Here is a 22,951-nt window from a genome sequence, read left to right as displayed (position 1 = left end):
GATTGGGTCCGTGAATGACCCTGAGGCGCCCATGTCCGAAACCCAAGCCACCGGCTATCAGGTTCTTGCGCGCAAGTATCGGCCGGCCACCTTCGCCGACCTGATCGGGCAAGAGGCGATGGTGCGCACCCTGCGCAACGCCTTCGCCGCCGACCGCATCGCCCATGCCTTCGTGATGACCGGCGTGCGCGGGGTGGGCAAGACCACGACGGCACGGATCATTGCCAAGGGCTTGAACTGTATCGGAAAAGACGGCACCGGCGGGCCGACGACAGAGCCGTGCGACGTCTGCGAGAACTGCCGCGCCATCGCCGACAGCCGCCATGTCGACGTGATGGAAATGGACGCCGCCAGCCGCACCGGCGTCGGCGATATCCGCGAGATCATCGAAAGCGTCCACTACCGGGCCGCCTCGGCGCGCTACAAGGTCTACATCATCGACGAAGTCCACATGCTGTCCACCAACGCGTTCAACGCGCTGCTGAAAACGCTTGAGGAACCCCCCGCCCATGTGAAGTTCATCTTCGCCACGACCGAGATCCGCAAGGTCCCCGTGACCGTCCTTTCGCGCTGCCAACGCTTTGATCTTAAACGGATTGAGCCAGAGGTGATGATCGCCCACCTCGCCCGCATCGCCGGGCTGGAAGGCGCCTCCCTCGCCCCTGACGCGCTCGCCCTGATCACCCGCGCCGCCGAAGGCTCGGCCCGCGATGCCATGTCCCTGATGGACCAGGCCATCGCCCATGGTGCGGGTGAGACCACCGCCGAACAGGTCCGCGCCATGCTCGGCCTCGCCGATCGCGGCCGGGTGCTGGACCTCTTCGACCTCATCATGCGCGGCGACGCCGCCGCCGCCCTGTCGGAACTCTCGGGCCAATATGCCGACGGCGCCGACCCGATGGCCGTGCTGCGCGATCTGGCTGAGGTAACCCATTGGATTTCCGTGGTGAAGATCACCCCGGACGCCGCCGAAGACCCGACCGTGACCCCCGATGAACGCAGCCGCGGCCAGCAGATGGCGACGGCTTTGCCCATGCGCGCCCTGACGCGGATGTGGCAGATGCTGCTGAAATCGCTGGAAGAAGTGGCCCAAGCCCCCAATGCGATGATGGCCGCGGAAATGGCGATCATCCGCCTGACCCATGTCGCTGAACTCCCCGACCCCGAGGCGCTGCTGCGCCGGTTGCAAGACGCGCCGCCCGCCTCCGCCCCGCCGCAAGGCCGCGGCCCCACCCCCGGCGGCAGCCCCGTCCACGCCCCGCCCCGCGCCATCGCCAGCGCCCCGATCAACACTGTCGCCGTCTCTGGCTCAGGCGCCGCCACCGCCCTCGCCACCGCGCCCGATATCGGCCTCGCCCGCTATGCCAGCTTCGACGGTGTGGTCGACCTGATCCGCGAGCGCCGCGACATGAAGCTGCTGGTCGAGGTGGAAACCAACCTCCGCCTCGCCCGCTACAGCCCCGGCCGGATCGAGTTCGAACCCGGTCCCGCCGCCCCCCGCGACCTCGCCTCGATGCTGGCGCAGCGCCTGCAGCTCTGGACCAATGCCCGGTGGGCCGTGTCCGTCGTCGGCCAGGGCGGCGCCGCGACCATCGCCGAACGCCGCGACGAAGGCCGCCTTGCCGCCGAGGCCGAGGCGCAGAAGAACCCGCTGGTGCAGGCGGTCTTCGCCGCCTTCCCCGGTGCGAAAATTACCGACATCAGAACACCCGATGCAAAATCGGCCGAGGCTGCCGTGGAAGCGCTACCCGAGGTCGAGGATGAATGGGATCCGTTCGAGGACAACTGAGGAGAAAGACGCATGTTCAAAGGTTTGGGCGGAATGGGCGACATGGCCAAGATGGTCAAGGCCGCGCAGCAGATGCAGACCCGCATGGCCGAGATGCAAGAGCAGCTCGCCAGCACCATCGTCACCGGCGAGGCCGGCGGCGGGCTGGTGAAGGTCGAGGCGACGGCGAAGGGCGACCTCACCGCGCTCAGCATCGACGCGTCGATCTTCAAGCCCGAAGACAAGGAAGTGGTCGAGGATCTGATCCTCGCCGCGGTGAAGGACGCGCAGAAACGCGCCACCGACCGGGCGCAGGACGAGATGCAGAAGCTGTCCGCCGAGCTTGGCCTGCCGGCCGACATCAAGCTGCCGTTCTGATGCAGGCATGAGCCAGGGCACCCGCGACATCGAGGCATTGATCGAGACGATGGCGCGGCTGCCCGGCCTCGGCCCGCGCTCGGCCCGGCGCGCGGTGCTGCATCTGATCAAGAAGCGCGCGGCGCTGATGGCGCCGCTGGCCACGATCATGGGCCATGTCGCCGCCAGTGCCCGCGAATGCAGCCGCTGCGGCAATATCGGCACCGAAGATATCTGCGCCATCTGCGCCAACCCCGCCCGCCAGACCGGCGAAATCTGCGTGGTCGAGGATGTCGCCGACCTCTGGGCAATGGAGCGTGGGCAGGCCTTCCGCGGCCGCTATCACGTTCTGGGCGGCACCCTGTCGGCGCTGGATGCCGTGGGGCCGGACGAGCTGCACATCCCCCGCCTGCTGGACCGGATCGCCGAGGAAGGCGTCACCGAGGTCATCCTCGCGCTGAACGCCACCGTCGATGGCCAGACCACCGCCCATTACATCGCCGAGGCGCTGGAGGCCTCGGGGGTGCAGGTCACCAGCCTCGCCCAGGGCGTGCCGATTGGCGGAGAGCTGGACTATCTGGATGACGGGACCATTCAGGCGGCACTGAGGGCGCGGAAGCGGTTCTGAGCGGGCGAGGCGTGCCACCAGCACACCGCCATCGACAAAATCGGTCGCGGCATGTGAAATTTTTCTGAACCCTGTCGAAATCTGCAAACCTTGGGCGTCCTTGGGGTATCGAAACCTCACATGCAAAGGAAGGCTCATGGTTTTCGCAACAACCCCCCTCTACGCGCTGCCGGTGGCGGTGATCTATCTGGTCCTGTGGTTCCGCGTCTCGTCGCTGCGCTCGGCCACGGGCGTGTCCTTCGGCGATGGCGGCGACGCCCGGCTGCTGCAGCGGATGCGCCAGCACGGGAACTGCGCCGAATGGTCGGCCTTCGTGCTGATCCTGATGATGCTGGCCGAAGGCATGGGCACGCCCGCGATCTGGCTACATGCCTCGGGCGCGCTGCTGCTGATCGGGCGCATCGCGCATCCCTTCGGCCTGCTGCCGGGCAATGCCGGGCACCCGCTGCGCTATGTCGGCAACGGCACCAACCTGCTGGCCGCGCTGAATGCGATGGTCTGCATCGGCATCCACATCCTTGGCCTCTGACAGGACAAATCCCATGCAATACATGCTGCTGATCTACAACGACCCCGCGCTGGAACCCGCCTATGGCACGCCCGAGTTCAACGAGATGATGGGCGGCTATTTCGCCGCGAACGAGCGGATGAAGGCCGATGGCGTGCTGCGCGGCGGCGAGGGGCTGCAGGGGGTGGAAACTGCCACCTCGCTGCGCATCAAATCGGGCAAGGTCGAGACGATGGACGGCCCCTTCGCCGAAACCCGCGAGCATCTGGGCGGGTATTATGTGATCGACGTGCCCGATCTGGATGCGGCGCTGACCTATGCCGCGCTGATCCCCTCGGCGCATTTCGGCACCATCGAGCTGCGCCCGCTGATGGACTACAACCCCGCGTCCTGAGCCCATGAGCCCCGCCGCCCCCGGGCCTGCAGCTGCCATCGCGGTGGCGAGGGAGCTTGACCGCGTGATGCGGTCAGACCGGGGGCGGCTGCTGGCCGCCCTTGCCGCCGGGCTGCGCGACCTGTCGCTGGCGGAAGAGGCGCTTCAAGAGGCCGCGATCTCGGCACTGGGGCATTGGGCGCGGTCGGGCCTGCCCCGCTCGCCTCAGGGATGGCTGCTGCAGGTGGCGCGGCGCAAGGCCATTGACCGGCTGCGCGGTGCTGGCCGCGATGCCCGCAAGGCCGAGGCGCTGGCAAGGCTGGTGGTGGATGAGGCCGCGCCCGAGCCCGAGGCCATCCCCGACGAGCGCCTGCGCCTGATCTTCGCCTGCTGCCACCCCTCGCTGGAGATGAAGTCGCGGGTGGCGCTGACGCTGCGCACGGTCTGCGGGCTGACCACGCCCGAGATCGCCCGCGCCTTCCTGGATGCCGAACCGACGATGGGCCAGCGCCTCAGCCGCGCCAAGGCCAAGATCGCCGCGGCGGGCATCCCCTTCGCCGTGCCCGAGGCAGAGCTTTGGCCCGCGCGACTGGAGGCGGTGCTGACGACGGTCTACCTGATCTTCACCACCGGCTATGTCGCGGGGCCCGGCGAGCCGCGGGATCTGTGCCATGAGGCCGAATATCTGATGCGCCTGATCGACCGGCTGAGGCCCGAAGACCCGGAAATCGAGGGCGCGCTGGCAATGATGCTGCTGACCGCCGCCCGCCGTGCCGCCCGGATCGGGGCGGATGGGGCCAGCCTGCCGCCCGCCGTGCAGGATCGCAGCCTGTGGGATGGCGCCCGCCTGGCCGAGGGCCGCGCCATCCTCGCCGCAGCGGTCGCCCGCCGCCGACCGGGGCCATTCCAGATCAAGGCCGCCATTGCCGATTGCCAAATGGCCGAGCCCGGCCCCGACTGGCCGCAGATCGCCGCGCTCTATGGCGCGCTATGGCGCCACGAGCCGACGCCGGTGGTCAGCCTCAACGCCGCCGTCGCCCTGGCCGAAGCGGGGGAGCCGGCCCGTGGGCTGGCGATTGTCGAAAGCCTCGAGGGGCATCTTGCCGGCTACCAGCCCTGGCACGCGGCGCGCGCCGCCCTTCTTGCCATGACGGGCGACCGCGCCGCGGCCGCCAGCGCCTACCAACAGGCCATCGCCCTCGCACCCGGACCGGCCGAGGCGCTGTTCCTGCAACGGATGCTTGCCAGCCTGGGCACCTGAGTCCGACCCCAAGCAAAAAGGCCCCGGTCTTCCGACCGGAGCCCCCTCATCCGCCTTGCGCCGCAATCAGCGCTTGTTGTCGTCTTCGTCCTCGTCGTCTTCATCATCCGCGTCGGGCAGGTTGAAGAAGCTCTCGGCATCCGAGAAGTCCTTCGCCGGCCGCTCATCCGCGTCGCTCTGCGACAGCGAGAAGTTTTCCAGCCCGGCAATCGAGGACGGCATCCGCGGCTCGGTGCCCATCCCCAGCGACTGCTCGGTCGAGACCAGCTTGCGCCGCTCGTCATCGGTCATCAGCCCGCCCTCGGCGGCCTTCTTCTTGGCGGCCTTCTGCACGGCCGCATCCAGTTCGGTCTGCCGGCACAGGCCAAGCGCCACCGGGTCGATCGGCTGGATGTTCTGGATGTTCCAGTGCGTCCGCTCGCGGATCGTGGCGATGGTCGGCTTGGTGGTGCCGACCAGCTTGGCGATCTGCGCATCGGCCAGTTCCGGGTGGAACCGCACCAGCCACAGGATCGCGGCGGGCCGGTCCTGGCGCTTGGACAGCGGGGTATAGCGCGGGCCGCGGCGTTTTTCCTCGCCGGTGGCGGCGGCGTTGAACTTCAGCTTCAGCTTGTAGCCCGGATCCTTCTCGCCCTTCTCGATCTCGCCCTGATCAAGCTGGCTGGAAGCGACAGGGTCGAAGCCCTTCACGCCGGTGGCCACGTCGCCATCCGCGATCCCCTGCACCTCAAGCTCGTGCATCCCGCAGAAATCGGCGATCTGCTTGAAGCTGAGCGTGGTGTTGTCGACGAGCCAGACGGCAGTTGCCTTGGCCATCAGAGGTTTCGTCATCGGATCACTCCTTTACAAATCTCTCCCGCGCCGGGAAAACGGCTGCGGCCCGGAGGTCCGCCTTTCCACGTTTTCGGGGAAGTCATCGGCCGATATAGTGCCGATACCGGGCGGAGGAAAGAGAAAATGCGCCAATTGTCCCTATCTGCCGCGCTGCTGGCGCTGGTTCTTGCCGCAACGCCCGCGGCGGCCGAGGGCGAGCGGGCCGGCGCGTTCGACTATTACGTACTGGCGCTCAGTTGGTCCTCCAGCTTCTGCACGCTGGAAGGCGATGCTCGGGGCGAGGATCAGTGCGATCCGCGGCATGATCATTCCTTCACCCTGCACGGGCTTTGGCCGCAGAATGAACGCGGCTGGCCCAGCTATTGCCCCAGCGCCGCCCGCGATCCCTCGCGCCGCGAAACTGCCGCGATGGCCGACATCATGGGCTCGGGCGGGCTGGCCTGGCACCAGTGGAAGAAGCATGGCCGCTGCTCGGGGCTTCCGGCTGCGGAGTATCTGGACGCGTCGCGCGATGCCTACGAGGCGGTGACGATCCCCCCGGTCCTCGCCCGGCTGAACCGTGACGTGACCCTGCCCGCCAAGGTGGTGGAGGATGCGTTTATTGAGGCGAACCCGGGCCTGACACCGCAGGCCATCACCATCACCTGCGCCCAAGGCATGATCCGCGAGGCGCGGATCTGCCTGACCAAGGATCTGGAGTTCCGCGCCTGCGGGGCCGATGTGTCCCGCGACTGCACGCTGCCGAATGCGCTGATGGGGGCGGTTCGCTAACCCGCCACCCTTCGCTAACCCGCCACCCGCAGCACGATCTTGCCGACATGGGTGGAGCCTTCCATCCGCGCATGGGCGGCGGCGGCCTCTTCCAGCGCGAACTCGCTGTCCATTACCGGCGCGACCGTGCCCGCCGCCAGCAGCGGCCAGACCTTCTCGCGCAGCTCGCCCGCAATGCGCGCCTTCGCCAGATCGGACTGGGGCCGCAGCGTGGAGCCGGTCACCAGCAGCCGCCGCGCCATGATCTGGGCAAAGTTCAGCTCGGCCTTCGGGCCCTCCAGAAAGGCGATCATCACCAGCCTCCCGTCATCGGCGAGGGCCTTGATGTTGCGCGGGATGTAGCTGCCGCCCACCATGTCGAGGATCAGGTTCGCCCCGCCTTCCGCCGCCAGCACCTGCACGAAATCCGCCTCGCGGTAGTTGATCGCGGTGGCCCCCAGCCCCTCGCAAGCCGCGCATTTCTCCGCCGATCCGGCGGTGGCAAAGACCCTCGCCCCGAACGCCCGCGCCAACTGGATCGCCGTGGTGCCGATGCCCGACGATCCACCCTGCACCAGGAACCGCTCGCCCGCCTTCAGCCCGCCGCGCATGAAGACATTGGACCAGACGGTAAAGAAGGTCTCCGGCAGGCAGGCCGCCTCGCGCAGCGCCATCCCCTCCGGCACCGGCAGCGCATGGGCCGCGGGCGTCACCACATATTCGGCATAGCCGCCGCCCGGCAGCAGCGCGCAGACCGCGTCGCCAACCTGCCAGCCAGTCACGCCCGGCCCCACGGCGGCAACATGCCCCGAAGCCTCCAGCCCCGGCAGCGGCGAGGCTCCCGGAGGCGGCGCATAGCTGCCCGCGCGTTGCAGCGCATCGGGCCGGTTCACCCCGGCATAGGCCACGCGGATCAGGATCTGGCCGTGGCCCGGCACCGGCACCGGCCGCGTGCAGGGCGCCAATACCTCAGGCCCGCCCGGCGCCGAAATCTCGACCGCGCGCATCATCGTAGGGAGATCGGCGCTCATGCCACCGGGTCCTTGGTCTGCCCCGGCAGATCCTCGGCCCGCGCCCCCGGCGCCTTCACCTTGCCCGCCAGCCACATCGGCCCGGCAAACACCGTCCGCAGCACCTTGTTCTCGCGCACCTGCGCCTTCAGCTTCTCGACCTGCATCACATTGTCGATGCGCCGGTCCAGAAACTCCCAGGTCGCGGCATCGCCCTCGCTGGTATCGCCCAGCCAATACAGCACCGTCGCCGAATAGACCGCCGCCAGCGTCGTGCGCTTGGAATACCAGTTGAGGTCATCCGAGGTGTCGCCAAGTGCTTCCCAGATCGCATCCGCCGTGCCCCAGATCAGCTTCGATCCAGTCCCTGCATTCTGCGGCAGCGCCGACAGCGCCGCCCCGCGCCGCACCAGCTCGCGGTCCGCCACCTCCAGCCGCAGCCGTACCGCCAACGCCACCCGGTCGCGAAAGCGCAGCGCCGCAAGATCCTGCTGCGCCAGCCGCAGCCGCATCTCGGCATCGCCGCGCCGGTGATAGGCCGCCGCCAGATCCACCGCCCCGCGCGGGCAGATCACCTTTGCCAGTGGCAGGTCCACGCCCGCATCCTGCGCCGCCGCCTGAAAGGTCGCATCCGACCAGCCATCGAAAGGCACATGCGCCAAAGCCGCCTCCAGCAACGATTCTTGCACTGCCGCCGGGTTCAAGCCGTTGTTTTCCATCGCACTCGCAGCCTCCGTTCCGCATGGTGGACAAGATGCCCCGCCCCTGATATAGGACCGGCTCCTGCAAATACTTGCAACTTTAACCTAGGAAGGTGGTGACAACCACATGCAGGTCAGCGTTCGCGACAACAATGTCGAACAGGCGCTTCGTGCCCTGAAGAAAAAACTTCAGCGCGAGGGTGTGTTTCGTGAAATGAAGCTCAAGCAACATTTCGAGAAGCCGTCCGTGAAGAAAGCCCGCGAGAAAGCCGAAGCCGTCCGGCGTGCCCGTAAACTGGCGCGCAAGAAGGCCCAGCGCGAAGGCGCTCTCTAAGCGTCTTTTGCGAAGGCGCTCTCTGAGCCCTTCAAGGTCTTTCGGGTCCTGTTTCGCTGGCGGGGAAACCCGCGTCACGATCAACCCCCAGGGCGCAAGTCCGGGGGTTTTTCTTTGCCGAAAGCGGCCCCGCGCACACCTTCCAATTCGTTTTGGTCCAAATATCCCGGGGGTCCGGGGGCAGCGCCCCCGGCGGCCGGCCAAGGGCACCTCACCAGGTCGGGTGAAACCGCCCCGCCGGGCTCAGCGTGAAGATCTCGCAGCCATCCGCCGTCACCCCCACCGAATGCTCGAACTGCGCCGACAGCGACTTGTCGCGGGTCACGGCGGTCCAGTCATCGGCCAGCACCTTGGTCTCGGGGCGCCCCAGGTTCACCATCGGCTCGATGGTGAAGAACATGCCTTCCTCCAGCACCGCGCCCTTCCCCTGCCGCCCGTAATGCAGCACGTTCGGCGGCGCGTGGAACACCCGGCCAAGACCGTGGCCGCAGAAATCGCGCACCACGCTCATCCGCTGCGCCTCGACATAGCTCTGGATGGCAAATCCGATATCGCCGAAGGTATTGCCGGGCCGAACCGCCTCGATCCCCAGCATCAGCGCGTCATGCGTCACCTGGATCAACCGCTCGGCCTTGCGGGCCAGATTACCGGCCACATACATGCGGCTCGAATCCCCAAACCAGCCATCCAGGATCACCGTCACGTCGATGTTCAGGATATCGCCGTCCTTCAGCGTCTTCGGCCCCGGGATTCCGTGGCAGACGACATGGTTGACGCTGATGCAGCTGGCATGGCGATAACCGCGATAGCCGATGGTGGCCGACACGGTGCCAAGCTCCACCACCCGCCGGGTGATGAAATCATCGATGGCCTCGGTCGTGACCCCGGGTTCGACCAGCGCCGCCACCTCGTCCAGAATCCGCGCCGCGACCTGTCCGGCCGCCTGCATTCCGGCGAAGTCGCTGGCCTCGTGAATCCGGATGCCGTCCTTGGTCAGCCTGCCGCGCGGATCGTCCACACCGCTACCCCTCATGCCGTGCCACCTCATTCGTGAATGGCCTCTAGATAGTAACAAATTCCCGCCTTGGCCAGACCTGCGGCCTTTCCGGCCCCCGGGCGCGGGCCTATACCTGTTCCAACCCGCGAAGGAGCCCGCCATGCCCAACCCCACCGCCGCAATTCTGGTCATCGGAGACGAGATCCTGTCGGGCCGCACCCGCGAGGGGAATGCCCATTATCTGGCCGGTGAGCTGACCCGCGCCGGCATCGACCTGCGCGAGATCCGGGTGGTGCCGGACGATCATGACGGCATCGCCGCTGCGGTGAATGCGCTGCGCGCCGCCCATGACCACCTCTTCACCTCGGGCGGCATCGGTCCCACCCATGACGACATCACCGCCGATGCCGTCGCCGCCGCCTTTGGCGTGCCGATCGACGTGCGCGCAGATGCCCGCGCGCTGATGGCCGCGCATTACGAGGCGCGGGGGGTGGAGTTCAACGCCGCGCGGATGCGGATGGCGCGGATCCCCGATGGCGCCGCGCTGATCGAGAACCCGGTGTCGATTGCCCCCGGCTTCACCCTTGGCAATGTGCATGTGATGGCCGGGGTGCCGAACGTGTTTCAGGCGATGGTCGCCTCGGTCCTGCCCACGCTGACTGGCGGGCAGCCGCTGCTGTCGCAATCGCTGCGGGTGATGCGCCCCGAAGGCGCGGTGGCCGAGGCGCTTGGCGCACTGGCGGCGGCCCATCCCGGCGTCAGCATCGGCTCCTACCCGTTCTCGCAGGACGGCACCTATGGCACCAGCCTCGTGGTGCGCGGTCCGGTGGCGGCAGAGGTCGATGCCGCCATGGCCGCGATGAGCGCCGCGTTCGCAGGCGCGCCGGAATGATCGACCTGCCGGGCGTGATGGACGCGACGTGGCCCGCGGCCGCCCTCCACCGTGCCGGCCCCTGGCTGGTGCGCGAGGGACAGGGCGGCGGCAAGCGCGTCTCTGCCGCCAGCGCCGGGGCGCCGTGGCAGCCCGCAGACATTGCGCTGGCTGAAGACACGCAAGCCTCCCTCGGCCAGCCCTCGCTGTTCCTGCTGCGCGAGGGCGAGGAGGCGCTGGATGCCGAGCTGGACGCCCGGGGCTACCGCATCGTGGACCCTGTCATCGCCTACGCCGCCCCCCTCGCACAGCTGACAACCGTTCCCGTCCCGCCCATCCGCGTCTTCCCCATCTGGCCGCCTCTGGCGATCCAGACCGACATCTGGGCCGAGGGCGGCATCGGGCCCGAGCGGCTGGCGGTGATGGCGCGCGCGTCGGACCGCACCTCACTTCTGGGGCGCATCAACGACCGCGCCGCGGGCAGCGCCTTCGTCGCGATGCACGGGGACACGGCGATGCTGCACGCCCTGCACATCCTGCCCGAACAGCAGCGGAACGGACTTGGTGCCCATATGATGCGCGCCGCTGCCTTCTGGGCGCAGGACCGGGGCGCGGTTAACCTGTCCTTGGTGGTCACGCGCGAGAATGCGCCTGCCTGCGCGCTCTATGCTTCCTTGGGGATGCAAATCGTGGGACAGTATCACTACCGAATGAAATGAGCCGCAAAGGCCAGAGCAGTGGACCCATCGCGCAGCCCGACAGCGCTTGACCTGATGGCCAGGCCGCTTCCCGCGGCGACGCCTGCCTGCTTTCTTGTCTCGGCCCGCCCCACTGCGCAAGGGCCGCGCGATGCCGGCGTCGGGAACATCGCCGCCGTGACCGACTTGTACGACATGACCACCCGCATCGCCTTGGCCACCGGAATGCACCCTGACCCCGACCATCACGGCGCGGCCCTATGATCCGCGCCGCCGCCCTGCTGGCGCTGGCGCTGGCACATCCGCTTGCAGCCGGCGCGCAATCCCTTGCAGCCCAGGGCGCGCCGCTGACCCTACCAGCCGCGGCGGAGCGCAGCGCCGAGCGGATCGAGGCGCTTGGAAGCCATGCGCTGCCGCTTGGCCCCTACATGGACGGTGCAGTGCGGATGCTGCCCGTCGAGGGCGCGATCAGCCAGAGTGCGTGGCGCCTGCATGCCCCCGGGGCCACCACGCTGCAACTGCTGGCGCCGCTGCGCGAGCAGCTGGATGCCACCGGCTTCACGCCACTTTATGAGTGCGAGGATGACATCTGCGGCGGCTTCGACTTCCGCTATGCCGCCGCGCTGCTGCCAGAGCCCGACATGCATCTCGATCTGGGCGACTACCGCTTCCTGTCGGCACAGAAGGGCGAGGGCGCGGCGGCAGAGTATCTGGAGCTGTGGGTCAGCCGGTCCAGCGAGCATGGCTTCGTGCAGATCACCCATATCCGGCCCGCCGATGCCGCGCCGCTGGCGGTGACCGGCTCTGCCAAGGCGCCCGCGGCATCCAGCCCCTTCAGCGATACCGCCAGCGACATCGCCAGCGCCCTTCAATCGTCGGGCGTGGTGGCGCTGGACGATCTGGACTTCGCGACCAACTCGTCGAACCTCGGCGACGGCACCTATGCCTCACTCGCCGACCTTGCCGCCTATCTTGCGGCGAATTCGGACCAGCGGATCACCCTTGTCGGCCATACGGACGCGGTGGGCAGCATCGACGCGAATATCACCCTGTCGCGCAGCCGTGCAGCCTCGGTGCTCGACAGGCTGGTCAGCTTGCATGGCACGGACCCGGCGCAGTTGGCGGCAGAGGGGGCGGGCTATCTGGCCCCGCGCGCCTCGAACCTGACGGATGAAGGGCGCGCCAGAAACAGAAGGGTCGAGGCCATGTTGACCCCGACCCAGTAGCGCCATTTTGGCGCGCGGGCGCACGGCGCCCAGTTTGGTTCACGGCGCGCGTGGCGCGCCGCCCTTGTTGAATTAGCAGAAGTTTGTCACCAGTTATCGGGGCCCTTGTCGGCAAAGGTCCGGGTCAGGAAATCGATGAAGGCGCGCACCTTCGGCTGGGTGAATCGCCCCGGCGGATAGACGGCATAGATCCCCAGCGTCTCCAGCGGCAGTTCCGGGATCGCATCCTCGACCTGCCCCCTGCGCATTGCCTCGGCATACAGGAACGACGGCAGATAGGCGATCCCCAGCCCCGACACCGCGGCGTTCAGCAGCGATTGCCCGTCATTCACCGTCAGCCAGCCTGCCGTCCGGACCTGCCGCTTCTCGCCCGAGGGGGCCGAGATGCGCCAGACGTTGGCGCTCGACTGGTTGGAGTAATGCAGCAGCTTGTGATCGTTGAGATCGTCGATCTTTTGCGGATGGCCGTATTTCTGGAAATACTCCGGCGCGCCGATCATCCGCTTGGCGGTATCGGTCAGCTTGCGGGCGCGCAGCGTGCTGTCCTCCAGCTCGCCGATGCGGATCGCCATGTCGAAGCCTTCGGAAATCAGCTCCACATAGCGGTTGTTCAGCACCATGTTGACGGTAATGTCTGGATATTCCTGCAGGAAATCGCCCAGAACGGGGGACAGCAGGTTCACCCCGAAATCGGTCGCCACCGAGATGCGCAGCAGGCCCGAGGGTGCCGATTGCATCGAGGTGACCAGCGCATCCGCCTCGCCCGCATCGTTCAGGACCCGCCGGGCCCGGTCGTAATAGGCCAGCCCGATTTCCGTCGGGCTGACACGGCGGGTGGTGCGGTTCAGCAGCCGTGCCCCCAGCCGCGCCTCCAAGGCAGACACATGCTTGGACACGGCGGATTTGGAGATCCCCATCTTCTTGGCCGCGTCGGTAAACCCCCCCTTGGTCCACCACCGTGGCGAAGGCCTCCATTTCGGTCAATCGGTCCATTGTGCACCTCTGCAAGACACTCGCTTGTGTCAGCCTGTATCGGTGCCAAATCGGGCAGGAATGCGGAGAGGGTCCGGCAAATGTCGGGTATTGTGACAGATCGTAAATGGGGTGGAAACGGTGCAGGGGGCGCGAGGGGGGCAGCGCTGCAAGGCGTTTCGTTTACATTACAGCATCTTGCGGGGCGAAGCTAACAAATTACATCAACGCCGCCAAACGCGCCGCCTGATCGATCGCCCGCTTTGCATCCAGCTCTGCCGCGACATCGGCGCCGCCGATGATATGGGCGGTTATGCCCGCGGCGCTGAGGTCGTCCAGCAGCCCGCGTTCGCTGTCTTGTCCTGCGCACAGCACGACGGTATCGGCCCCGATCAGCTCCGGCCGCTCGCGCGCCGCGCCGAAGCTGATCCACAGGCCCTCGGGCGTGATGCGTTCGTAGTTCACGCCGCCCAGCATGGTCACGCCCTTCGCCGCCAGCGCGGCGCGGTGGATCCAGCCCGTGGTCTTGCCCAAGCGGCGCCCGGGCTTTTCCGGTTTGCGTTGCAGCAGCGTCACCTGCCGCGCGGGCGGCGAAGGCTGCGGCGGCGCGAGGCCGCCGGGGCTGCTGGCCGGATCACCCACGCCCCATTCCTGCCGCCACTGGTCGGGGTGCAGGGTCAGGCTTTCGCCCTCCACCAGATACTCCGACACGTCGAAGCCGATGCCCCCCGCGCCGACCACGGCGACCCGCGCGCCCGCCGTCCCGCGCCCGGTCAGCAGATCCACATAGGATACGACCTGCGCCGCGCCCTCGACCGGGATGCCCGGATCGCGCGGGCGCACGCCCGTGGCCACGATCACCTCGTCATACCCCGTCAGCGCTGCCACATCCGCGCGCTGCCCCAGCCGCAGATCGACGCCGGAACGGTCCAGCATCACCGCGAACCAGTCGACCAGCCCGTGAAACTCTTCCTTGCCGGGCACCATCCGCGCCATGTTGAGTTGCCCGCCGATGCGGTCGGCCGATTCAAACAGCGCCACCGAATGCCCCCGCTGCGCCGCGATGATCGCCGCCGTCATCCCGGCAGGACCAGCGCCGACAACCGCGATCCTCTTGGGCGCCGGGGCCGGATCGTAGCGCAGCTGCGTTTCATGCCCCGCGCGAGGGTTCACGAGGCAGCTGGAGATCTTGCCGCTGAAGGTATGGTCGAGGCAGGCTTGGTTGCAGGCGATGCAGGGGGCAATCTCGGCCGCGCGGCCGGTGGCGGCCTTCACCACGAAATCGGCATCGGCCAGGAAGGGCCGCGCCAGGCTGACCATGTCGGCCACGCCCGCCGCCAGCAGCGCCTCGGCCACTTCGGGGCGGTTGATGCGGTTGGAGGTGATGACCGGGATCCCGACCTCGGGCCGCAGCCGCCCGGTCAGATGCGCGAAGGCCGCGCGGGGGACAGAGGTGGCGATGGTCGGCACCCGCGCCTCGTGCCAGCCGATGCCGGTGTTGAGGATCGAGGCCCCGGCCGTCTCGATGGCGCGGGCGAGCGTCACCACCTCATCCCAGGTCGATCCATCGGGGATCAGGTCGATCAGCGAGATGCGGTAGATCAGGATGAAATCGGGGCCGACAGCCTCGCGCACCCGCCGCACAACCTCCACCGGCAGGCGCATGCGGTTGGCGTAGCTGCCGCCCCACGCGTCCTCGCGCCGGTTGGTGTGGCGGACGAGGAACTGGTTCAGCAGGTACCCCTCGCTGCCCATCACCTCGACACCGTCATAGCCAGCCTCGCGGGCCCGGACGGCGGCGGTGACGATGTCGGCGATCTGCTTCTCGATCCCCGCCTCGTCCAGCGCGGCGGGCGGGAAGGGAGAGATCGGCGACTTGATCGCGCTGGCCGAAACGCAATCCTTGCCATAGGCATAGCGCCCGGCGTGCAGGATCTGCATGGCGATGCGCCCGCCCGCGGCATGCACCCGGTCCGTGACAATGCGGTGGTTGGTGATGTCTTCGGGGGTGAACAACCCTGCCGCGCCGGGGAACACCCCGCCCTCGCGGTTCGGGGCCATGCCGCCGGTGACCATCAGCGCCACACCGCCGCGGGCGCGTTCGGCGTAGAACTCCGCGACCCGGTTCCAGTCGCCGGTTTCTTCCAGCCCGGTATGCATGGACCCCATCAGCACCCGGTTCGGCAGCACCACATGGCCAAGGTCCAGCGGGGTGAACAGGTGCGGATAATCGGTCATGGCTGGCCCTCCCAAGCGTGCCGGGGGAGCATGGCGGCGCGGCGCGGCCAAGTCACGCCAAACGCGGCGTCACGGGCTTTAGCCCGCGGTCTGCACCACATGGCGGCGGAAGGCCTTCTTCAGCAGGTCAAGCTCTGCCCGCAGCAGGTCGACCTCGGCGCGGATGTCATCCTCCAGCGGCACGCCGGTGACGATGGTGAAATGCCCCAGCGTGTCGCCGCTGCCCTCGTCGCGGATCACGAAGCTCTGCACCCCGTCCGACAGCAGGTCGGCCGGGATCGGTACGCTGACGCGCCAGCGGCCAGGGCGGTCGGGGATCGACGCCAGCTCCACCCCCGGCAGCGCGGCTTCCAGATGCCAGACGGCCAGCCGCGGCTGCTCATCCGCCGCGGGGGCCTTGAGCACGCCTTCCCACTTGCCCCCGTGGATGCGCGTCTTGGTCAGGATCATCTCGCCCATAGCGCCCTCTTAAAGCTCTGCCCGCGGCCGGCGGCTGAAGGTGATGTCGCGCAGCACGATTTCATTCTGCTGCGGGCCTTCGAAGATCAGGTCCACCCAGGCGCGCTCCACCCGTTTTTCGTTCAGCTTGGTATAGGCGAGGTCGAACTCGACCATCACATGCGGGTCGTTCAGCGGCAGCTCGCGCACCACCTGTTCGGTGTTCGGCCCGTGCTTGACGTTCAGCCGCGCGAAGATCTCCACCGGCTTTTCCGTCTCGATCACCGCCTCCAGCCGCACCAGGTGCCGCAGCTTAAGCCCCTGCGCCGCAGCTTCCGGCAGGTCGATCACCAGGCTGAGGAACGAGCCGTCGAAATGGAACACGTCCATGCGCAGGCCGAAAGGGGCAAGGTCCGCCTCGCGCGTGTTGCGCACCTGGCGCAGGGTCAGCTCGCTTTCGCGGCAGTCATGGAACACGGTCAGCCCGCTGCCCAGCTGGGTGCGGGTTTCAACCCCGGCATGGCCGGCGGGATTGACGGGGCCGGACCACAGGTCAGGTCGCCAGGACCAGTCGGTGCCAAGCGGGGTGCGGATGGCGTTGGACCCGATCAGCGGCAGGGTCAGCCGGCCTTCAGCCACATGCAAAAGCCGGTCCAGCTCTCGCCGGATCTGGCGGGCGCGACCACGCAGGGCGCGCAGGCTGTCCAGGTCGATCTCTTCCGCCTCGGTCGCGGCCCTGCCCCAGCGGCGCAGCACGCGCCGATGCATGAGACGGTCGAACAGGGAGTCGATCTGGTCGCTCATTTTTCAATCCGGGCAGCGGCTTGGCGGCAGGGAATCGCACCGGGCCGTGGGGGTCGCCTTAGCATGGAAACGGTTAACGCAGATGGTTTCACGTCCGGCCGCAAAGGAAAAGCCCCCACGCGCTGCAATGCGGCACAAGTTAGGGATCTGACGGGCGCGACGGGTTGGCGGCCTGCATCCGCGCCACGAATGTGTCCAGCGCCGCGCGTGCGCCGCCCGGTGGCAGCGGACTGCCCGCCTCGGACAGCACCGAGAGCGTAACCATGCGCCCGCGCAGGGGCAGGATGGCGCGCCAGTATTCCGGATCGAGCGCCTGCCCCTCGGCGGCGGCCTGATCGGCGATGCGCAGGTAGAGCACGTCGCCGACCGACAGCGCCTCGAGCACCTGCACGCTGCCCGCGTCCCCGGCACGGCTGAGCGCGGCGCGGCCGGGTTCCGAGGTGAAGAAGGTGGCAAGGCCCGCGAAGCCTTCGGGGCCCAGCCCCTCGCCCGAGGCGCCGGGGGCGATGGTGGCGATCAGCACGGCCGGCGCGTCCTTGGGCGCCGCCCGGCCACCGCCAAGCGCCGCGCAGCTGCCCAGAAGGACGAACGCGCCCTCGGGCCCCTCGCGCGAGGCGCTGCGGTCCACGCAATAGCCCGGCGGCCCGGTGACGACGACGGCGCGGCCATCCACCGTCACCCGCAGCGGCGCGCCGCTTTGGGCGGAGGCGGGCGACGCCAGCGCCAGCAGGGCCGCAAGCAACAGGGCCGCGCCTTTCAGCACGGCCCTGAGACTGCAACTGCGGCGGTCATTGGTCCATATAGACATGCGTTTCGGCTTTGGTGCCGGGATGGGTGACGGCGCCATAGCGGGCCACGCCGACCAACTGCGCGTATTTCCACAGCGCGCCACTGGCATAGTCGTTCTTGCGCGGACCGGCCCAGACAGCCTTGCGCGCCGCCAGTTCCTCATCGCTGAGCGCGACGGAAATCTCGCCCTTGATCGCGTCGATGGTGATCATGTCGCCGTTCTTCAGCAGGGCAATCGGCCCGCCATGCGCCGCCTCGGGCCCGACATGGCCGATGCAGAAGCCCCGGGTCGCACCCGAGAAGCGGCCATCGGTGATCAGCGCCACCTTCTTGCCCATGCCCTGGCCCGAGAGCGCGGCAGTGGTGGACAGCATCTCGCGCATCCCCGGCCCGCCAGCGGGGCCCTCGTTGCGGATGACGATCACATCGCCTTCGGCATAGCCGCGGTTCTGCACCGCCTCGAACGCCTCTTCCTCGCACTCGAACACGCGTGCCGGGCCGGTGAAGACCTGCTGCTCGGGCGCCATGCCGGCGACCTTCACGATGGCCCCATCGGGCGCAAGGTTGCCGCGCAGGCCGACGACGCCGCCGGTGGCGGTGATCGGGGTGCTGATCGGGTAGATGACCTTGCCGTCCGCCTCACGCTCGATCAGGTCCAGCTCTTCGCCAAGCGCGCGACCAGAGGCGGTCATGCACTCTTCATGCAGCAGGCCGGCCTTGCGCAGTTCCTTCATCACCACCGGCACACCGCCAGCCTCGTAAAGATCCTTCGCCACATACTCGCCGCCCGGGCGCAGCGAGACAAAATAGGGCGTGTCGCGGAAGATGTCGCAGACGTCGAACAGGTCGAAATCGATCCCCGCCTCATGCGCGATGGCGGGCAGGTGCAACCCGGCATTGGTCGATCCGCCGGTGCAGGCCACGACGCGGGCGGCATTCTCCAGCGACTTGAGGGTGACGATGTCGCGGGCGCGGATGTTCTTTTCGATCAGGTGCATGATCGCCTGACCCGAGGCATCGCCATACTGGTCGCGCGACTCGTAGGGCGCGGGCGCCCCCGAGGAGTTCAGCAGTGCAAGGCCGATGGCTTCGGACACGCAGGCCATGGTGTTGGCGGTATATTGCCCGCCGCAGGCCCCGGCAGAGGGGCAGGCCACCCGCTCGAGGATCGCCAGTTCCGCATCGGTCATGTTGCCGGCGGCGTGCTGGCCGACCGCCTCGAACACGTCCTGCACCACGACGTCCTTGCCGTTCAGCCGGCCCGGCAGGATCGACCCGCCATAGATGAAGACCGAGGGGGTGTTCAGCCGCACCATGGCCATCATCATCCCCGGCAGCGACTTGTCGCAGCCGGCAAGGCCGACGATGGCGTCATAGCAATGGCCGCGCATGGTCAGCTCGACCGTGTCCGCAATCGCATCGCGGCTGGCGAGCGACGAGCGCATCCCCTCATGCCCCATGGCGATGCCATCGGTGACGGTGATGGTGGTGAACTCGCGCGGGGTGCCGCCGCCCTTCTTCACGCCCATCTTCACCGACTGTGCCTGACGGTTCAGCGCGATGTTGCAGGGCGCCGCCTCGTTCCAGCAGGTGGCAACGCCGACCCAGGGCTGGTGAATCTCTTCTTCCGTGATGCCCATCGCATAGAAGTAGCTGCGGTGCGGCGCGCGCTCCGGCCCTTCGGTGACATGGCGGCTGGGAAGCCGGGACTTGTCGAAACGGGTGTTCTTCATGGGGCTGTCCTCCCGGAATTGGCTGGGCCAAGGGAATAGTGTCCAGATCGGGCCGGGGCAAGGCAGGATTCTGCCGCAGCAGGCGCCCCAGCTTTGCGGAAATGTCGCGCGGCCCTGCTTTGGTGGGGGCAGGTCGCGGGTGGCGGCGCCATTTGGCCGGCTGCGGCCCATGCCTGCGATTGCATTTCCTGCCCTTGCCGCTTATTTCGGGGCGCAGCAAGGCAGACAGGTGGCCGGCAGACACACGGCCGAGCGGGAGCGCGCGATGAACTGGATCTCGAACTACGTCCGACCCAAGATCAACTCGCTGTTCTCTCGCCGCGAGGTGCCCGAGAACCTGTGGACCAAATGCCCCGAATGCGGGACCATGCTGTTCCACCGCGAGCTGGCCGACAACCTGAACGTCTGCACCAATTGCGAACATCACATGGGCATCACGCCCCGCGCCCGCTTTCACGCGCTGTTCGATGGCGGGATCTTCACCGAGGTGAAGGTGCCGGAACCGGTGATCGACCCGCTGCAATTCCGCGACCAGAAGAAATACCCCGACCGGATGCGCGGCGCGCAGAAGGCCACGGGCGAGAAAGAGGCGATGCTGGTGGCCGAGGGCGAGATTGCCCGCACGCCGGTGGTGGTCGCCGCGCAGGACTTCAGCTTCATGGCCGGCTCGATGGGCATGTATGTCGGCAACGCGATCATCGCCGCCGCGCAGCGCGCCGTGGCGCTCAAACGGCCGCTGGTGTTGTTCTCGGCCGCGGGCGGCGCGCGGATGCAGGAAGGGATCCTGAGCCTGATGCAGATGCCGCGCACGACCGTTGCCGTGCAGATGCTGAAGGAAGCGGGCCTGCCCTATATCGTGGTGCTGACCCATCCGACCACCGGCGGCGTAACCGCCAGCTATGCGATGCTGGGCGATGTGCATATTGCCGAGCCGAACGCGCTGATCTGCTTCGCCGGGCCGCGGGTGATCGAACAGACGATCCGTGAAAAGTTGCCCGAAGGCTTCCAGCGCGCCGAATACCTGCTGGATCACGGGATGCTGGACCGGGTGACCCACCGCAAGAAGCTGCGCGAGGAACTGGTCACGGTGCTGCGGATGCTGACCGGGCAGCCGCCCGCAGTGAAGGGCGACCTGCCCGCGCCCAAGCCCGAGGTGAAGGCCATCGCAGAACCCGTTCCGGCAGCCGCTATGGAACCGGCACCCGCTGTTAAGGCCGCAGACCCCAAGCCCGCCGCCAAACCGTGACGCGGCCCGCCGGATCCGACGCCATCCTCGCGCGGATGATGGCGCTGCATCCCAAGATCATCGACCTGACGCTGGACAGGGTCTGGCGCCTGCTCGGCGCGCTTGGCAACCCCGAGCAGCGCCTGCCGCCGGTGATCCATGTCGCCGGAACCAACGGCAAGGGCTCGACGCAGGCGATGATCCGGGCCGGGCTCGAATCGCGGGGGGAGAAGGTCCACGCCTATACCTCGCCGCATCTGGCCTGGTTCCATGAGCGCATCCGCATCGCCGGCCGGACCATCCCCGAGGCCGACCTGACCGCTCTGCTGGAGGAATGCTGGCGCGCCAATGACGGGCAGAACATCACCTTCTTCGAGATCACCACCTGCGCCGCCTTGCTGGGATTCGCCCGCACCCATGCCGACTGGACACTGCTGGAGGTGGGGCTTGGCGGGCGGCTGGATGCGACCAACGTGATTGAGGCGCCGCGGCTAACCATCATCACCCCGGTGTCGATCGACCATCAGCAATATCTGGGCGAAACACTGGCCGAGATCGCGGGCGAGAAGGCGGGCATCCTGAAACGCGGCGTCCCCTGCATCGTCGGCCCGCAGCAGGATGACGCGCTGGAGGTGATCGAGCGGCGGGCGGCAAGGCTGGGCGCGCCGCTGCTGGTGCATGGCCAGCACTGGCATGTGCAGGCAGAAGGAGGCCGGCTGGTCTATCAGGACGAGACCGGCCTTCTGGACCTGCCGCTGCCGAACCTGCCCGGCCCCCACCAGATCCACAATGCCGGGTCCGCGTTGGCCGCTTTGCGCCATCTGGGGGCCGATGAGGCGGCCTGCGAGGCAGCAGTGACCCGCGCCGACTGGCCCGCGCGCATGCAGCGCTTGCGCCGGGGCCCGCTGCCGATGGCGGCACCCGAGGCGGAGCTGTGGCTCGACGGTGGGCACAACCCCGCGGCGGGCGAGGCTCTGGCGGAAACGCTGGCGGCGATGCCGCGGCGGGCGACGCATCTGGTGGTGGGGATGCTGAACACTAAGGATATCGGCGGCTACCTGCGCCCGCTGGCTGCCCATGCCGACAGCCTGATCGCCGTGTCGATCCCCGGCGAGGCGAACACGCTGAGCGCCGAGGAAACCGAGGCCGCCGCCCATGCCGCCGGGCTGGCGGCGACCACCGCGCCCTCGGTGCTGGAGGCCGTGCAGCGGATCGTGGCGGCGGATGCCGGGGCGCGGGTGCTGATCTGCGGCTCGCTCTACCTCGCCGGCAGCATCCTGCGCGAGAACGGCTGAGGCAGCGCACAGGGCCGGGGCGCGGGCGCACAGGGCTGGCCGTTGTGGCGGCGGCCCCGCAGCCTTACCTTTGCGGCAACGCTGAACAGGAGGCATTCCCATGACCACCCAGATCGAACTCGGCCTCGACACCTTTGGCGATGTCACCGGAAACCCGGATGGCACGCTGCAATCCCATGCCGAAACCCTGCGCAATGTCGTCGCCGAGGCGGTGATCGCCGACCAGACCGGAGTCGACTTCATCGGCATCGGCGAGCATCACCGTGCCGACTTTGCCGTCTCGGCCCCGGAGATCGTGATGGCGGCGATTGCCGCCAAGACCCGGCGGCTGCGCATCGGCACCGCCGTGACCGTGCTGTCCTCGGATGATCCGGTGCGGCTGTTCCAGCGTTTCGCCACGCTGGATGCGCTGTCGGACGGGCGGGCAGAGCTGATCCTGGGGCGCGGGTCCTTCACCGAAAGCTTCCCGCTGTTCGGCTTTGCGATGCGCGATTACGAGGTGCTGTTCGAGGAGAAGCTGGACCTGCTGACCCGCCTGCTGCGCGATGAGAAGGTCAGCTGGCACGGCCGCACCCGGGCGGAGCTGAAGGCGCAGGTGGTCTATCCGCGCCCCGAGCGCCCCCTAAAGGCCTGGATCGGCGTCGGCGGCAGCCCGGAATCGGTGCTGCGCGCGGTCAGCCACGGCTTGCCGATGATGCTGGCGATCATCGGCGGCGATCCGGCGCGGTTCAAACCCTATGTCGATCTCTACCATCAGGCCTGGGAGCAGGTGGGCACCCCCGCCCTTCCCATCGGCGTGCATTCCCCCGGCCATGTCGGCCCCACCGATGCCGAGGCGCGCGCGCGGTTCTGGCCGGCCTACAAGGTGATGCATGACCTGATCGGCGGCTCGCGCGGTTGGGCCCCGCTGCGGATCCAGGATTTCGAGCGCGAGATCGACCATGGCTCGCTGTACGTCGGCAGCCCCGAGACGGTGGCGAAGAAGATCGCCGCCACGGTGCGCAAGCTGGGCGTGCAGCGGTTCGACCTGAAATATTCGGCAGGCCCGCAGCAACCGAGCGTGCTGCTGGACGGGGTCGAGCTTTACGGGACCAAGGTGATCCCGATGGTCCGCGACATGCTGGCCTGAACGCCACCGTTT

24 protein-coding genes and 1 pseudogene are annotated in these 22,951 nt (G+C 68.1%); 15 read left to right on the top strand and 10 right to left on the bottom strand.

Annotation, left to right across the window (positions count from 1 at the left end):
- Positions 1-31: 31 nt before the first annotated feature.
- The 6 genes from Q8S30_RS16285 to Q8S30_RS16260 all read left to right on the top strand — a co-directional run bounded on the left by Q8S30_RS16285 (position 32) and on the right by Q8S30_RS16260 (position 4,895).
- Positions 32-1,789, top strand: a complete 1,758-nt coding sequence (locus tag Q8S30_RS16285; RefSeq protein ID WP_305667080.1) for a DNA polymerase III subunit gamma/tau — start codon at positions 32-34, stop codon at positions 1,787-1,789.
- A gap of 12 nt (positions 1,790-1,801) precedes the next feature.
- Positions 1,802-2,146 (top strand): YbaB/EbfC family nucleoid-associated protein, encoded by a 345-nt coding sequence (locus tag Q8S30_RS16280; RefSeq protein ID WP_305667079.1) that lies wholly within the window; start codon positions 1,802-1,804, stop codon positions 2,144-2,146.
- 7 nt (positions 2,147-2,153) lie between these two features.
- Positions 2,154-2,753, top strand: a complete 600-nt coding sequence (recR, locus tag Q8S30_RS16275) for a recombination mediator RecR (protein WP_305667078.1) — start codon at positions 2,154-2,156, stop codon at positions 2,751-2,753.
- 136 nt (positions 2,754-2,889) lie between these two features.
- Complete coding sequence (locus Q8S30_RS16270; RefSeq protein ID WP_305667077.1) at positions 2,890-3,282, top strand: MAPEG family protein; 393 nt, start codon at positions 2,890-2,892, stop codon at positions 3,280-3,282.
- 13 nt (positions 3,283-3,295) lie between these two features.
- On the top strand, positions 3,296-3,655 hold the full coding sequence (locus Q8S30_RS16265; protein ID WP_305667076.1) for a YciI family protein: 360 nt from the start codon (positions 3,296-3,298) through the stop codon (positions 3,653-3,655).
- A gap of 4 nt (positions 3,656-3,659) precedes the next feature.
- A complete protein-coding gene (locus Q8S30_RS16260; protein ID WP_305667075.1) occupies positions 3,660-4,895 on the top strand; it encodes an RNA polymerase sigma factor in 1,236 nt (411 codons plus the stop codon).
- 66 nt (positions 4,896-4,961) lie between these two features.
- On the opposite strand, the gene Q8S30_RS16255 is transcribed toward Q8S30_RS16260, so the two are convergent.
- Complete coding sequence (locus Q8S30_RS16255; protein WP_305667074.1) at positions 4,962-5,726, bottom strand: DUF1013 domain-containing protein; 765 nt, start codon at positions 5,724-5,726, stop codon at positions 4,962-4,964.
- Positions 5,727-5,852: 126 nt separating this feature from the next.
- Here Q8S30_RS16255 and Q8S30_RS16250 point away from each other — a divergent pair, with 126 nt between their 5' ends.
- Complete coding sequence (locus tag Q8S30_RS16250; protein WP_305667073.1) at positions 5,853-6,500, top strand: ribonuclease T2; 648 nt, start codon at positions 5,853-5,855, stop codon at positions 6,498-6,500.
- 14 nt (positions 6,501-6,514) lie between these two features.
- On the opposite strand, the gene Q8S30_RS16245 is transcribed toward Q8S30_RS16250, so the two are convergent.
- Both Q8S30_RS16245 and Q8S30_RS16240 read right to left on the bottom strand, forming a co-directional pair.
- Positions 6,515-7,510 (bottom strand): NAD(P)H-quinone oxidoreductase, encoded by a 996-nt coding sequence (locus Q8S30_RS16245; protein WP_305667072.1) that lies wholly within the window; start codon positions 7,508-7,510, stop codon positions 6,515-6,517.
- Positions 7,507-8,208 carry a COQ9 family protein gene (locus tag Q8S30_RS16240; RefSeq protein WP_305667071.1) on the bottom strand — a complete coding sequence of 234 codons (702 nt, stop codon included), beginning with the start codon at positions 8,206-8,208 and terminating at the stop codon, positions 7,507-7,509. Before Q8S30_RS16240 ends, Q8S30_RS16245 begins: the two co-directional genes overlap by 4 nt.
- A 109-nt stretch (positions 8,209-8,317) precedes the next feature.
- On the opposite strand from Q8S30_RS16240, the gene rpsU reads away from it, so the two are divergent.
- Positions 8,318-8,524 carry a 30S ribosomal protein S21 gene (gene rpsU, locus Q8S30_RS16235; protein ID WP_011748553.1) on the top strand — a complete coding sequence of 69 codons (207 nt, stop codon included), beginning with the start codon at positions 8,318-8,320 and terminating at the stop codon, positions 8,522-8,524.
- A gap of 211 nt (positions 8,525-8,735) precedes the next feature.
- Here rpsU and map read toward each other — a convergent pair whose 3' ends face one another.
- A complete protein-coding gene (gene map / locus Q8S30_RS16230; RefSeq protein ID WP_305667070.1) occupies positions 8,736-9,557 on the bottom strand; it encodes a type I methionyl aminopeptidase in 822 nt (273 codons plus the stop codon).
- Between the two features lie 124 nt (positions 9,558-9,681).
- On the opposite strand from map, the gene Q8S30_RS16225 reads away from it, so the two are divergent.
- The 4 genes from Q8S30_RS16225 to Q8S30_RS16210 are packed head-to-tail and all read left to right on the top strand — an operon-like array spanning position 9,682 to position 12,316.
- Positions 9,682-10,413 carry a molybdopterin-binding protein gene (locus tag Q8S30_RS16225; RefSeq protein WP_305667069.1) on the top strand — a complete coding sequence of 244 codons (732 nt, stop codon included), beginning with the start codon at positions 9,682-9,684 and terminating at the stop codon, positions 10,411-10,413.
- Complete coding sequence (locus Q8S30_RS16220) at positions 10,410-11,111, top strand: N-acetyltransferase (RefSeq protein ID WP_305667068.1); 702 nt, start codon at positions 10,410-10,412, stop codon at positions 11,109-11,111. Before Q8S30_RS16225 ends, Q8S30_RS16220 begins: the two co-directional genes overlap by 4 nt.
- A gap of 54 nt (positions 11,112-11,165) precedes the next feature.
- Entirely contained in the window at positions 11,166-11,354 is a 189-nt protein-coding gene (locus Q8S30_RS16215) for a hypothetical protein (protein ID WP_305667067.1), read from the top strand.
- Positions 11,351-12,316: an OmpA family protein gene (locus Q8S30_RS16210; RefSeq protein ID WP_305667066.1), complete on the top strand. Its 966-nt coding sequence runs from the start codon at positions 11,351-11,353 to the stop codon at positions 12,314-12,316. Before Q8S30_RS16215 ends, Q8S30_RS16210 begins: the two co-directional genes overlap by 4 nt.
- Before the next feature lie 86 nt (positions 12,317-12,402).
- Here Q8S30_RS16210 and Q8S30_RS16205 read toward each other — a convergent pair.
- The 6 genes and pseudogenes from Q8S30_RS16205 to ilvD form a co-directional block, all read right to left on the bottom strand.
- Positions 12,403-13,309, bottom strand: a pseudogene (locus Q8S30_RS16205) (LysR family transcriptional regulator).
- 198 nt (positions 13,310-13,507) lie between these two features.
- Positions 13,508-15,526, bottom strand: coding sequence for an NADPH-dependent 2,4-dienoyl-CoA reductase (locus Q8S30_RS16200; protein WP_305667065.1), 2,019 nt, complete (start codon positions 15,524-15,526; stop codon positions 13,508-13,510).
- A 78-nt stretch (positions 15,527-15,604) separates the two neighbouring features.
- The gene (locus Q8S30_RS16195) at positions 15,605-15,985 is read right to left on the bottom strand and encodes a hypothetical protein (protein ID WP_305667064.1); all 381 of its coding nucleotides are present in this window, start codon (positions 15,983-15,985) and stop codon (positions 15,605-15,607) included.
- A 9-nt stretch (positions 15,986-15,994) separates the two neighbouring features.
- A complete protein-coding gene (locus tag Q8S30_RS16190; protein WP_305667063.1) occupies positions 15,995-16,768 on the bottom strand; it encodes a DUF6478 family protein in 774 nt (257 codons plus the stop codon).
- Positions 16,769-16,907: 139 nt separating this feature from the next.
- Complete coding sequence (locus tag Q8S30_RS16185; protein WP_305667062.1) at positions 16,908-17,531, bottom strand: cation transport ATPase; 624 nt, start codon at positions 17,529-17,531, stop codon at positions 16,908-16,910.
- Between the two features lie 25 nt (positions 17,532-17,556).
- On the bottom strand, positions 17,557-19,290 hold the full coding sequence (ilvD, locus tag Q8S30_RS16180) for a dihydroxy-acid dehydratase (protein ID WP_305667061.1): 1,734 nt from the start codon (positions 19,288-19,290) through the stop codon (positions 17,557-17,559).
- A 265-nt stretch (positions 19,291-19,555) separates the two neighbouring features.
- Here ilvD and accD point away from each other — a divergent pair, with 265 nt between their 5' ends.
- The 3 genes from accD to Q8S30_RS16165 all read left to right on the top strand — a co-directional run bounded on the left by accD (position 19,556) and on the right by Q8S30_RS16165 (position 22,939).
- A complete protein-coding gene (gene accD / locus Q8S30_RS16175; RefSeq protein WP_305667060.1) occupies positions 19,556-20,536 on the top strand; it encodes an acetyl-CoA carboxylase, carboxyltransferase subunit beta in 981 nt (326 codons plus the stop codon).
- Entirely contained in the window at positions 20,533-21,810 is a 1,278-nt protein-coding gene (locus Q8S30_RS16170) for a folylpolyglutamate synthase/dihydrofolate synthase family protein (protein ID WP_305667059.1), read from the top strand. Before accD ends, Q8S30_RS16170 begins: the two co-directional genes overlap by 4 nt.
- 100 nt (positions 21,811-21,910) lie before the next feature.
- Positions 21,911-22,939 carry an LLM class flavin-dependent oxidoreductase gene (locus Q8S30_RS16165; protein ID WP_305667058.1) on the top strand — a complete coding sequence of 343 codons (1,029 nt, stop codon included), beginning with the start codon at positions 21,911-21,913 and terminating at the stop codon, positions 22,937-22,939.
- Positions 22,940-22,951: the final 12 nt, after the last annotated feature.

Origin of the sequence: Frigidibacter sp., assembly GCF_030695035.1 — a bacterium.
Taxonomy (GTDB): domain Bacteria; phylum Pseudomonadota; class Alphaproteobacteria; order Rhodobacterales; family Rhodobacteraceae; genus Frigidibacter.
This window is presented reverse-complemented; position numbering and strand designations above follow the sequence as displayed.

Coding starts and splice junctions, on each gene's coding strand:
- Q8S30_RS16285 (WP_305667080.1), top strand. CDS start 32: ATGTCCGAAACCCAAGCCACCGGCTATCAGGTTCTTGCGCGCAAGTAT.
- Q8S30_RS16280 (WP_305667079.1), top strand. CDS start 1,802: ATGTTCAAAGGTTTGGGCGGAATGGGCGACATGGCCAAGATGGTCAAG.
- recR (WP_305667078.1), top strand. CDS start 2,154: ATGAGCCAGGGCACCCGCGACATCGAGGCATTGATCGAGACGATGGCG.
- Q8S30_RS16270 (WP_305667077.1), top strand. CDS start 2,890: ATGGTTTTCGCAACAACCCCCCTCTACGCGCTGCCGGTGGCGGTGATC.
- Q8S30_RS16265 (WP_305667076.1), top strand. CDS start 3,296: ATGCAATACATGCTGCTGATCTACAACGACCCCGCGCTGGAACCCGCC.
- Q8S30_RS16260 (WP_305667075.1), top strand. CDS start 3,660: ATGAGCCCCGCCGCCCCCGGGCCTGCAGCTGCCATCGCGGTGGCGAGG.
- Q8S30_RS16255 (WP_305667074.1), bottom strand. CDS start 5,726: ATGACGAAACCTCTGATGGCCAAGGCAACTGCCGTCTGGCTCGTCGAC.
- Q8S30_RS16250 (WP_305667073.1), top strand. CDS start 5,853: ATGCGCCAATTGTCCCTATCTGCCGCGCTGCTGGCGCTGGTTCTTGCC.
- Q8S30_RS16245 (WP_305667072.1), bottom strand. CDS start 7,510: ATGAGCGCCGATCTCCCTACGATGATGCGCGCGGTCGAGATTTCGGCG.
- Q8S30_RS16240 (WP_305667071.1), bottom strand. CDS start 8,208: ATGGAAAACAACGGCTTGAACCCGGCGGCAGTGCAAGAATCGTTGCTG.
- rpsU (WP_011748553.1), top strand. CDS start 8,318: ATGCAGGTCAGCGTTCGCGACAACAATGTCGAACAGGCGCTTCGTGCC.
- map (WP_305667070.1), bottom strand. CDS start 9,557: ATGAGGGGTAGCGGTGTGGACGATCCGCGCGGCAGGCTGACCAAGGAC.
- Q8S30_RS16225 (WP_305667069.1), top strand. CDS start 9,682: ATGCCCAACCCCACCGCCGCAATTCTGGTCATCGGAGACGAGATCCTG.
- Q8S30_RS16220 (WP_305667068.1), top strand. CDS start 10,410: ATGATCGACCTGCCGGGCGTGATGGACGCGACGTGGCCCGCGGCCGCC.
- Q8S30_RS16215 (WP_305667067.1), top strand. CDS start 11,166: ATGGCCAGGCCGCTTCCCGCGGCGACGCCTGCCTGCTTTCTTGTCTCG.
- Q8S30_RS16210 (WP_305667066.1), top strand. CDS start 11,351: ATGATCCGCGCCGCCGCCCTGCTGGCGCTGGCGCTGGCACATCCGCTT.
- Q8S30_RS16200 (WP_305667065.1), bottom strand. CDS start 15,526: ATGACCGATTATCCGCACCTGTTCACCCCGCTGGACCTTGGCCATGTG.
- Q8S30_RS16195 (WP_305667064.1), bottom strand. CDS start 15,985: ATGGGCGAGATGATCCTGACCAAGACGCGCATCCACGGGGGCAAGTGG.
- Q8S30_RS16190 (WP_305667063.1), bottom strand. CDS start 16,768: ATGAGCGACCAGATCGACTCCCTGTTCGACCGTCTCATGCATCGGCGC.
- ilvD (WP_305667061.1), bottom strand. CDS start 19,290: ATGAAGAACACCCGTTTCGACAAGTCCCGGCTTCCCAGCCGCCATGTC.
- accD (WP_305667060.1), top strand. CDS start 19,556: ATGAACTGGATCTCGAACTACGTCCGACCCAAGATCAACTCGCTGTTC.
- Q8S30_RS16165 (WP_305667058.1), top strand. CDS start 21,911: ATGACCACCCAGATCGAACTCGGCCTCGACACCTTTGGCGATGTCACC.